Source organism: Paenibacillus sp. LHD-38 (genome assembly GCF_031157315.1).
In the GTDB taxonomy this organism is placed as follows: Bacteria; Bacillota; Bacilli; order Paenibacillales; family Paenibacillaceae; genus Pristimantibacillus.
In genome coordinates this window covers 1-8,019 of sequence record NZ_JAVIFU010000098.1, presented here as the reverse complement: position 1 = coordinate 8,019, position 8,019 = coordinate 1, and the positions used below count along the sequence as shown (strand labels likewise).

Sequence of the window (8,019 nt, the reverse complement as noted above, 5' to 3'; positions counted from 1 at the left end):
AAACTTCATAGTAAGAGCGCCTCCTTGATGGTGTTGGGTTATTAACCCGTCGACAAACCCATCATACCGAGGCGCTCCTTTTTTGACAAAGGCCATTTCTTAGGCCCTACAGGAATGTTTAGCTCATCAAGGATGCCAATTTGCCGGCAGCCTGTGTCACAAAACTACTCTTTCTGGAGGACGAGTTCCAGTCTTCAGGACATCGCGTAAGCTGGCATGGATGTTGCAATATCTCCAGCTGCCCATAAGCGCACCTTCTGCTGTTCTTCAAGATCATCAAAGGTTATTGGTGAACCGATTGTATTAAACATTTCCGACTTCTCGTTAAAGCTGAAATAGATACTCGGCTCCTTTTCCCCATCTACCAATATAAGAACCCGATGATTTAGAGAGTCGATCTTTACTATAGTTCCGTTATATTCTGTTTTTTCGCTCGCTTTTTGAATGTCATAGTCTAGCAAGTCGGGGTTTACGAGCTTTTCAATTTCAGGCTTAGCCTGAGCCTTTCTTGTATCAGGCATCGTAATGATGATTCTGTTCTTTATTACATCGAGCGAGGAGCCGTACAAATTTAGTTTGCTGTAAAGATCATGATCTGTCAGCTTCTGCTGTGCAGCTTCCAATTCCTGAATCGAATGTGTGACATTGACTGTTTTATAAGTGCCGACCTTATATTGATCCGCAAGCAAGCGGCTTGTTTCATCGTTCAACCCTACAATTTTGATATAAACTTTACCTTCTTTCAAATACATATCGCCATTTGCGATATGATTCTCTTCAAGGAAACTACGAACCTCGCCGGGAGCCATCATCGGATTGATCGTACCAGTGCCTACTATATTAAGGTCCACTTCTCTTGCTCCTGAGTTACTCCCAGAGCCACTTGAATTAGAAGGGGTATTCTTACCGTTACTGCTCTTTTCAAGCTGTGTACCGCAGCCCGTGAGTGACAGTGCCAGTAAACTAAGAAGTATTAGCCTCAAAAGTGAAAGTTTCATGAAAGCAACTCCTATCGTGTTCTTTGCAATTCAGACGGATGATTAGTCCTTTTTGTTGCCCGAATCCTTGCCTGCGTTCGGCCTGTTTTTTTGTTTTGCTATTCCGTTAGTGCAAAGAATGTTGCCAGATCCATTGCCAGCAGCCTCCACGATGTTATTGAACTATCGTTACCCGTTAGCTCAATGATTAGGACACATGGTTCAGGATGGTAATAACGATAAAACCTGTTTAATTGAATCTATTTGGTATAACGGTTCATCATGTCCTTCAAGCCACGGATGAATGCCACGTATCCAGACAGGGGTTAATCCAGCAGTATATGCTCCAATAACATCATTAGCTGGATGATCCCCTATATACCATGTTTCAGAAGCACAGACATTTATTTTTTTAAGTGCAATAGCAAATATATCGCTATCGGGTTTCTTCACTTTAACTGTTTCAGAAATAATAACCGTATCTAAATAATCACGAATACCTAAAGCATCAATTTTGTTGTTCTGCGAGAAAGTGCCACCGTTTGTAATAATCCCGAGTATAATTCCACTAGATTTTAGGGTATCTAAAACTTCATACAACCCTGTTGTTGCAACACTACAAAAGGGAAATCTTGATGCCCAATGCTCACTAATTTGAAAAGTTTCAAGCGGCTTATGTGCCCAAGGAAGCTCCACAACGAGTTGGGCAAAAACGTCATCTCTCAATCGATAACCATTTCCGTCTGCACTTTTCAATAACTGATAGAGATCTTCAGAAGATACATCCGTAAAATAACTTTTAAAGATTTGTAAAAACTCAATACTATACCTCATGAGCGATTTGTTTCTATCCGTCAAAGTCTCATCCAGGTCAAAAAGAATTGCCTTAGGTGGCATTTTTTCACTCCTCTCAAAAGCATTCAATCTCACTAGATATATTCTCTTGTCATTTAAACTATCCTGCCCGTTAGCTCAACGAGACTGCGATTTAATGCCAGCAGCCTCGTTTTGATGTTTATTGAGCTATCGTTGCCCGTTAGCTCAATGCTAAGGTTGCACCTTTAGAAGAAGTATTGCTTCATGCTTATAATTTTCGAGGTCGTTTTCTTCATCCACCCACACGGCTTCATTCGGTCTTAGCTGATAAAAACGAGCTACAGCTTCTGTAAGTGCAAATGGTTTACTGACGCTTCGCAATCAATATGATCGGAGTAAGTTGTTTTATCGAAACTGCTGGGAAGATCACTTGCAAAACTGCTGATCAAAACACAGCCGTCCCATTCCTCATACATAAAGAATTCATTTATGCTGATTGTTTTTTCAGCGGAACTAAGCTAGTAAGCGCGAATCGGAGAGAGCATATCGTTCTGGAGAAACAATTGAGGAATAGCGGCTAGTGGATTTCCTCTGCATACATTTCTTCAATGTGCTTAATAATAAGATTGGAGGATAACATTGCGTTCATAATATCTTATATTCATTCTTCTCCGCTAAACATTCGATAATTATTCTTTAGACAGTGACATAACGAAAGTAGATTGGGATTACGGGCAACGGTAACGTTGCGCTGGATTGACCGCTTTAACGGCGTTGCAACGAAGTATCTGCAACATTATTTGGCTTGGTTCCGTTATCTAGACAGCAAGGAATATGAGAACACAACGTCGAATAAGAAAAATATGTTGGTCGCTTCGTGTCTATTTACTGTAAATGAGACAAACAATAATCTTCGACGAACGGCTTTTTCATGCTGAACGGGCAGGTTTGTTTGAAAAGGAGATTACGACTTTGGCGAATGAAGTTGTGTACACCACTGTTATAGAAGAGCTCTTGAAATCAATACCTGATTAGAAAAAGGACGCACAGAATGCGTCCCTTTTCTTATCTTACACGGCGTGCAGTAGCATAATGATCTTTCCAATATCCATAGGTCAGGTTACTGAATCCAACCTTATTTATCGGGGAACTATGAATGAAACGGCCATTCCCCATATAGATCCCTACGTGGTTGATTCTACCATCATTATTTGTGTCGAAAAATACAAGATCACCTTTTACTAGATTGCGCTTGGCTACGTAGTAGCCCCTTTTGGCCTGATCACGGCTTGTACGAGGCAAATATTCACCTTCACGCATAAATACCAGCTTGGTGAAAGAAGAGCAATCAGCGTACCTGTAACCGGTATTCCACGGCTCAGCACCAAAATCGTACTTGAAGTCTCCAAGGTAATTATCGGCTCGGCTTGCGATCTCTTGACCGGTAGCTGCGAACGTCAATGTTCCGACCAGCAGCGATCCGACCAGCAGCGATGTGGTTGTACTAACTAGCTTTTTGAACATTCGTTTTCACTCCTTGTCTGTAATGTATTTGCATAGCTTTGATACTGTGCGGTGAAATCCTAAGTATCTCAGCTGAAGGATAACTCCCGTGGTGCCTAACCAATGGTAACATAGATGGAAATGAGGCTAAACCCCATAGAATTTACCAAATCAATTTTAGTAAATGTAGCCTCAAACGACCGAACACCTTGAAAACACTGACTAAATTAAAGCTGAACACTACCGGAAGTCCATAGGGATATTCCAGAAATTACTTGCAATCCGTGTTACATATCGCCTTCATTTCCAAACTTTAGTGTCAAAATATCCAATAATATCATTTGGGATCAGTTAAAATTATTGTTTTTTGCTACGAGCACTGCGGCAGCTCTTTTGGTATTTAACTATCGTACCCGTTAGTTCAACAGGCTGCCTTCCTTAACCGAAAATTGTCTTTTGTTTCATCAATTAAATATTCCTTCAACTGCCCTACGCATATCCATTTCATTGACTCTGCGTATTTTAAATGGTTCCATAAAGTATTGAAATGTCGGCAGAAATACCTTACCTCTGGGACATAGAATATATCCCTTCCCACCTACACCAACCATGAAAGAAAATTTCTCATTTTGTTTCGTCGTTAAAGTTACTGAAAATGGTCCCCCTTTTGGCATTGGACCGTAATACGGTTTTATATCTTCCTTTCTTGCTGTTCGTAATATCTTGATTAGTGATTCAATCTCATTTCTTGTGAGTGTCCATTGAAGCCCCGGACCCCATTTTACATGCGCAGATTGGATTTCATTTGAAGTTAATCTAAATGCACGCATATCATTTTCACTTAGAGGTGCATTAGATGGAGTTGAATCAGCAAAAACAGAGGAAGAACTAATCAAAAAGCAGATAATTAAAATCGAGTACAACGTTTTCTTCATTTTTCACCTCATTGTTTTTTGGGGATAGTTTTCCCTAAATGAGGAAAATCATTACGCTATCCTGCCCGTTAGCTTAATAATAAATGGAGCAGCTGCCGTGGCAAACTGCTCCATTTTCCGTTCAACTATCGTTACCCGTCCTTCGGTTTTAAGGGTTTATCTCACATATACTCACTCATTCGCAGGATTTCGTCGCCATGGAATATAACTGTTGTTCAGAAAGCAAGCTCATTAGGCACCGTTGCTCTGGTCTTGGGCATGCGGGAACAGAAGAAGCGTGTGGGACATTTCTCCAAGTACTATTCTTCTGCACGCATACTCCACAATTTCCTTGGGGTTCACCATCCCATAGCTCTACGGGTCTATGCCCTTACATTCCTTCGTTACACCTGGCCAAGGCGTGGAGACCGATTGCGTTTAGCTGACGGGTCTGAGCCCTTATCGGGTACGAACTCGGTCCTCCGTGCTTTCTTTGTGAAATCCCGCGAATGAGTCAATATACGTGATCGTTTAATCCGTCTTAGGCAGCTTGAATGCAGGTAGGGACAGCTTTTTCAGGAGAAAAAGTTCCCACCCGACTAACAATGCCGATGATGATTCGTGCCAATTTCCCAATCAGTTTAAATACCGATTGGTGCTTCTTTATTTGCTTGACTTGAACATTATCCTTATGCAGCCGTCGGAATATAGGGTTATTTCCTACGAGTTGGAGCATAGCCAGATACAGATATTTTCGCAGCATAGCATCACCTCTTTTAGAAAGCACGATCTGTCCCTTGCGCTTCCCCGAGGTGCTTTCGGCTAGGTTTAAGCCTGCCTTACGCAATAATTGACGTCCATGGGCATACTGTCTGAGGTCACCAGCACCTGATAGAATGGCTGCAATGCAGATCGTGCCTAGGCCGATAGATCGAAGCTGATTGGCCATAGGAATTTCGCTGAGCAACACTTGTATATCCTTTTCTATTCTTTCTAGTATCTCAACAATCCGTTCGAACTCTTGAAATAGCCGCCCCAAATCCTGCTTTGCTTCATCGAGGGCAGTTGTTTCGCCTACACTTCGCTTAGCTTGAGCGATGAGCTGCGCAGCTTTCTGCATGCCCGTGGAGCCACCGGCTCGCTTCATATGTTCTCTCCATCCTGTGATCACTTCTGATACGGATAGAGACGCTAGATCCTGCGGAGAAGGGAATTCTTTCAGAGTAGCTAAGGACCGTTTGCAGGTCCAGTCTTCAAACACTGAGAAATACTCAGGGAAGCGAATGTCTAGCCAGCGAATGATCCGGTTCTGCAGCCGTACACTATTCGCCACCCAAAATTCCCGATCACTCATAATCGTTTTCAACCTTTGAAAAACGATAGCCTGTCGCGAGTATTCATAGTAGTAGCCTCGGCTGACCACGTCCGCAATGACAAGCGCATCCTTCGGATCACTCTTAGAGGGAGAATTATCGCGGTTCTCCTTGTTTCGTTTGGTGGTGGCCGGATTCACCATGACAACGCTCTTGCCCTTGTCGGCAAGCCAATTCACCAGGTTATACCCGTAGTGTCCTGTCGGCTCCATACCAATTATGAGCCCTTTTAAACGGTGTTTCTGTTGTAATCCATCTATCCATCGTTCTAATTTTTCGAATCCTTCAATTGTATTTGAGAATGATAGATGTCGCTTACTAAGTATGATGCCGCGAAAATTGGTTGCTTGTGCTACATGAGTTTCCTTCGCGATATCTATACCCACAACAAGGTGAGATGTAGATATTCTTTCAATGCGTTGATTTTGTTCGGCTGATTGCTTAAACTTCATAGTAAGAGCGCCTCCTTGATGGTGTTGGGTTATTAACCCGTCGACAAACCCATCATACCGAGGCGCTCCTTTTTTGACAAAGGCCATTTCTTAGGCCCTACAGGAATGTTTAGCGTAATGAATCATTCAATTTCTGAGTAATATGCTCGGGGATACCTTCAAAGCCTCTAACCGTTTTTATTACACCATCTACATATAATTCAAGCTGGTCCCAGAAAACGAAGAGTATTTCTTTTTGTTCATCAGTAATAAAATCCATCCACCCATCGGCAACCAATAGTTGATTATCGTCATAGAGACTTACCCCAGAGAAATTTTGTATTAGACCATCCATAAAGTTTAGGCAATGCCCCTCCATGACACTATCTGACCAGTCGAAAGAAAGATTATTAATATCACTTCTGTAATAAAGAAGGTCCCGAAGTAACTGTGTTTCAACCTCCTGTCGTAATTTGGGTCCCATACAACTTGAAAGCCCTACTTCAATATAATCTGAACTCAAGGTTTTCTCCTCCAAGTCATTGAACTATCGTATCCCGTTAGTTCAGGCTATGTAACCAGATGTGACCATCCAGGGTTGGTCTTCATTTCATAGATTTTTTGGAGAGTATGGACATGCTTCGTCTTCTCGTCATCAGCCTCTGTGTGGAGATACCCCCCTACAAGCCTGTACCCGAATACGAGAAGAATTATCTCATAGACACAATGATCGGCGATTCGGGTTACATGTGCATACTCCGAAAAGCCTTTGTAATACGCGGGGACGCATCGCTGGTAGTATTCGACCATGTGATCGATATCCGGTTCATCTGCGATCAGGCTTGCGAGATCCTCGCCCAGGTATCCCCATCCGCTGGTATCCCAGTCGATGAGCGCGATATTCCCTTCAGCATAGATCAGGTTGGTTACCCAGAAGTCCCGGTGGCATAGCACGAGGGGCAATTTTTCGATACGAGCGAATATCTCGTCTGCTTGCTCATCGATGTCGATGAGCATTTGCCGCACGTGCAGCGGGAATCCGCAATCCTCCGAGCGTATATAATCGTAGACGACCGGCCATGACCGATAATGCAGGTACGTATTTTTCATGAGATCCGCATGGCTCAGATTGGTCAGGCTCTGCAGCACGGCGGGCTGCTCCGCATACAACTTGCCTTGAAAGCGCCCTAACTCCAGCGCGGCCTTTTCATACATGTCACCGGTCAAGTCTAAACCGGTTACGCCATCGATATATTCCAGCCACAGCTGGTATTCATTTTCTTCGGCATTGAGCTCGGCGTGATAACATGTCGGCCAGCGGAGGGCTTGCGAGAACGTCGCTCCCAAGTCAGACGAATAGAGATCATATTCCCGACGCCATGAGCCCGGATCGCCGTAACGCTCCCATTTATTCTGGATTTTCAGCACTATACGGTACGGCAATTTTTTGCCATCCACGCTTTCGGCGATCCCCGTTACCAGGTACACATTTCCCACAGTTCCGCCCTGTAACGGCATAGTTTGGCAGTCGGCAGAGATGATATCCGTCTTGAACCGTTGGTTTAAAGCGTAAATCAGCTTTTCAAGTTCAATATTCATTTATTCCTCCGTTTTCTCCGTTTGCTTACTCCACATGGCGAGAGTTTTGTTTCGAGTTCTCTTGTCGATGAGGTAGCTCGTATTATCCTGGATATACTCGTTATCATGCTGCGGGGCATAGAAACCCATCTATTGAGAAGACGACAGCCGTTAAACCAGCTGCTTAGATGATTATATCAAATGTAATCCCTAATTTTGGGAAGACTTTAGTTATAACTATTCTGCCCGTTAGCTTAATAAGAAGAACAGGCCACCGTAGCGCCTGCTCGTCATGTATTCACTCCCCCTCGGTATTTGTCAAGATAGTTGTCGCGATTTAATGAAAATAAGATAGTTACGTTTGCGTTTTTTGCTCAGCCAGAATAGGCATAGCTTTTTCCGGGTTAAGCCAAACTTCTTCTTCCAA

At 43.2% G+C, this 8,019-nt stretch carries 7 protein-coding genes and 1 pseudogene; 1 reads left to right on the top strand and 7 read right to left on the bottom strand.

Going from position 1 to position 8,019, the window contains the following annotated elements; all coding sequences use genetic code 11:
• Positions 1 to 194 precede the first annotated feature (194 nt).
• Positions 195 to 851, bottom strand: coding sequence for a hypothetical protein (locus RCO25_RS33960; protein WP_309000464.1), 657 nt, complete (start codon positions 849 to 851; stop codon positions 195 to 197).
• 348 nt (positions 852 to 1,199) lie between these two features.
• Positions 1,200 to 1,874 (bottom strand): HAD family hydrolase, encoded by a 675-nt coding sequence (locus tag RCO25_RS33955; RefSeq protein WP_309000463.1) that lies wholly within the window; start codon positions 1,872 to 1,874, stop codon positions 1,200 to 1,202.
• 668 nt (positions 1,875 to 2,542) lie between these two features.
• On the opposite strand from RCO25_RS33955, the pseudogene RCO25_RS33950 reads away from it, so the two are divergent.
• Positions 2,543 to 2,687, top strand: a pseudogene (locus tag RCO25_RS33950) (IS1595 family transposase); the annotation flags it as partial.
• Between the two features lie 171 nt (positions 2,688 to 2,858).
• On the opposite strand, the gene RCO25_RS33945 reads toward RCO25_RS33950, so the two are convergent.
• The 5 genes from RCO25_RS33945 to RCO25_RS33925 form a co-directional block, all read right to left on the bottom strand.
• Positions 2,859 to 3,317, bottom strand: coding sequence for a C40 family peptidase (locus tag RCO25_RS33945; RefSeq protein WP_309000462.1), 459 nt, complete (start codon positions 3,315 to 3,317; stop codon positions 2,859 to 2,861).
• A gap of 443 nt (positions 3,318 to 3,760) precedes the next feature.
• Entirely contained in the window at positions 3,761 to 4,231 is a 471-nt protein-coding gene (locus RCO25_RS33940) for a hypothetical protein (RefSeq protein WP_309000461.1), read from the bottom strand.
• 520 nt (positions 4,232 to 4,751) lie between these two features.
• Positions 4,752 to 6,035 (bottom strand): IS110 family RNA-guided transposase, encoded by a 1,284-nt coding sequence (locus RCO25_RS33935; RefSeq protein ID WP_309000460.1) that lies wholly within the window; start codon positions 6,033 to 6,035, stop codon positions 4,752 to 4,754.
• Between the two features lie 109 nt (positions 6,036 to 6,144).
• The gene (locus RCO25_RS33930) at positions 6,145 to 6,537 is read right to left on the bottom strand and encodes a hypothetical protein (RefSeq protein WP_309000459.1); all 393 of its coding nucleotides are present in this window, start codon (positions 6,535 to 6,537) and stop codon (positions 6,145 to 6,147) included.
• A gap of 47 nt (positions 6,538 to 6,584) precedes the next feature.
• A complete protein-coding gene (locus tag RCO25_RS33925) occupies positions 6,585 to 7,613 on the bottom strand; it encodes an aminoglycoside phosphotransferase family protein (protein WP_309000458.1) in 1,029 nt (342 codons plus the stop codon).
• Positions 7,614 to 8,019 lie beyond the last annotated feature (406 nt).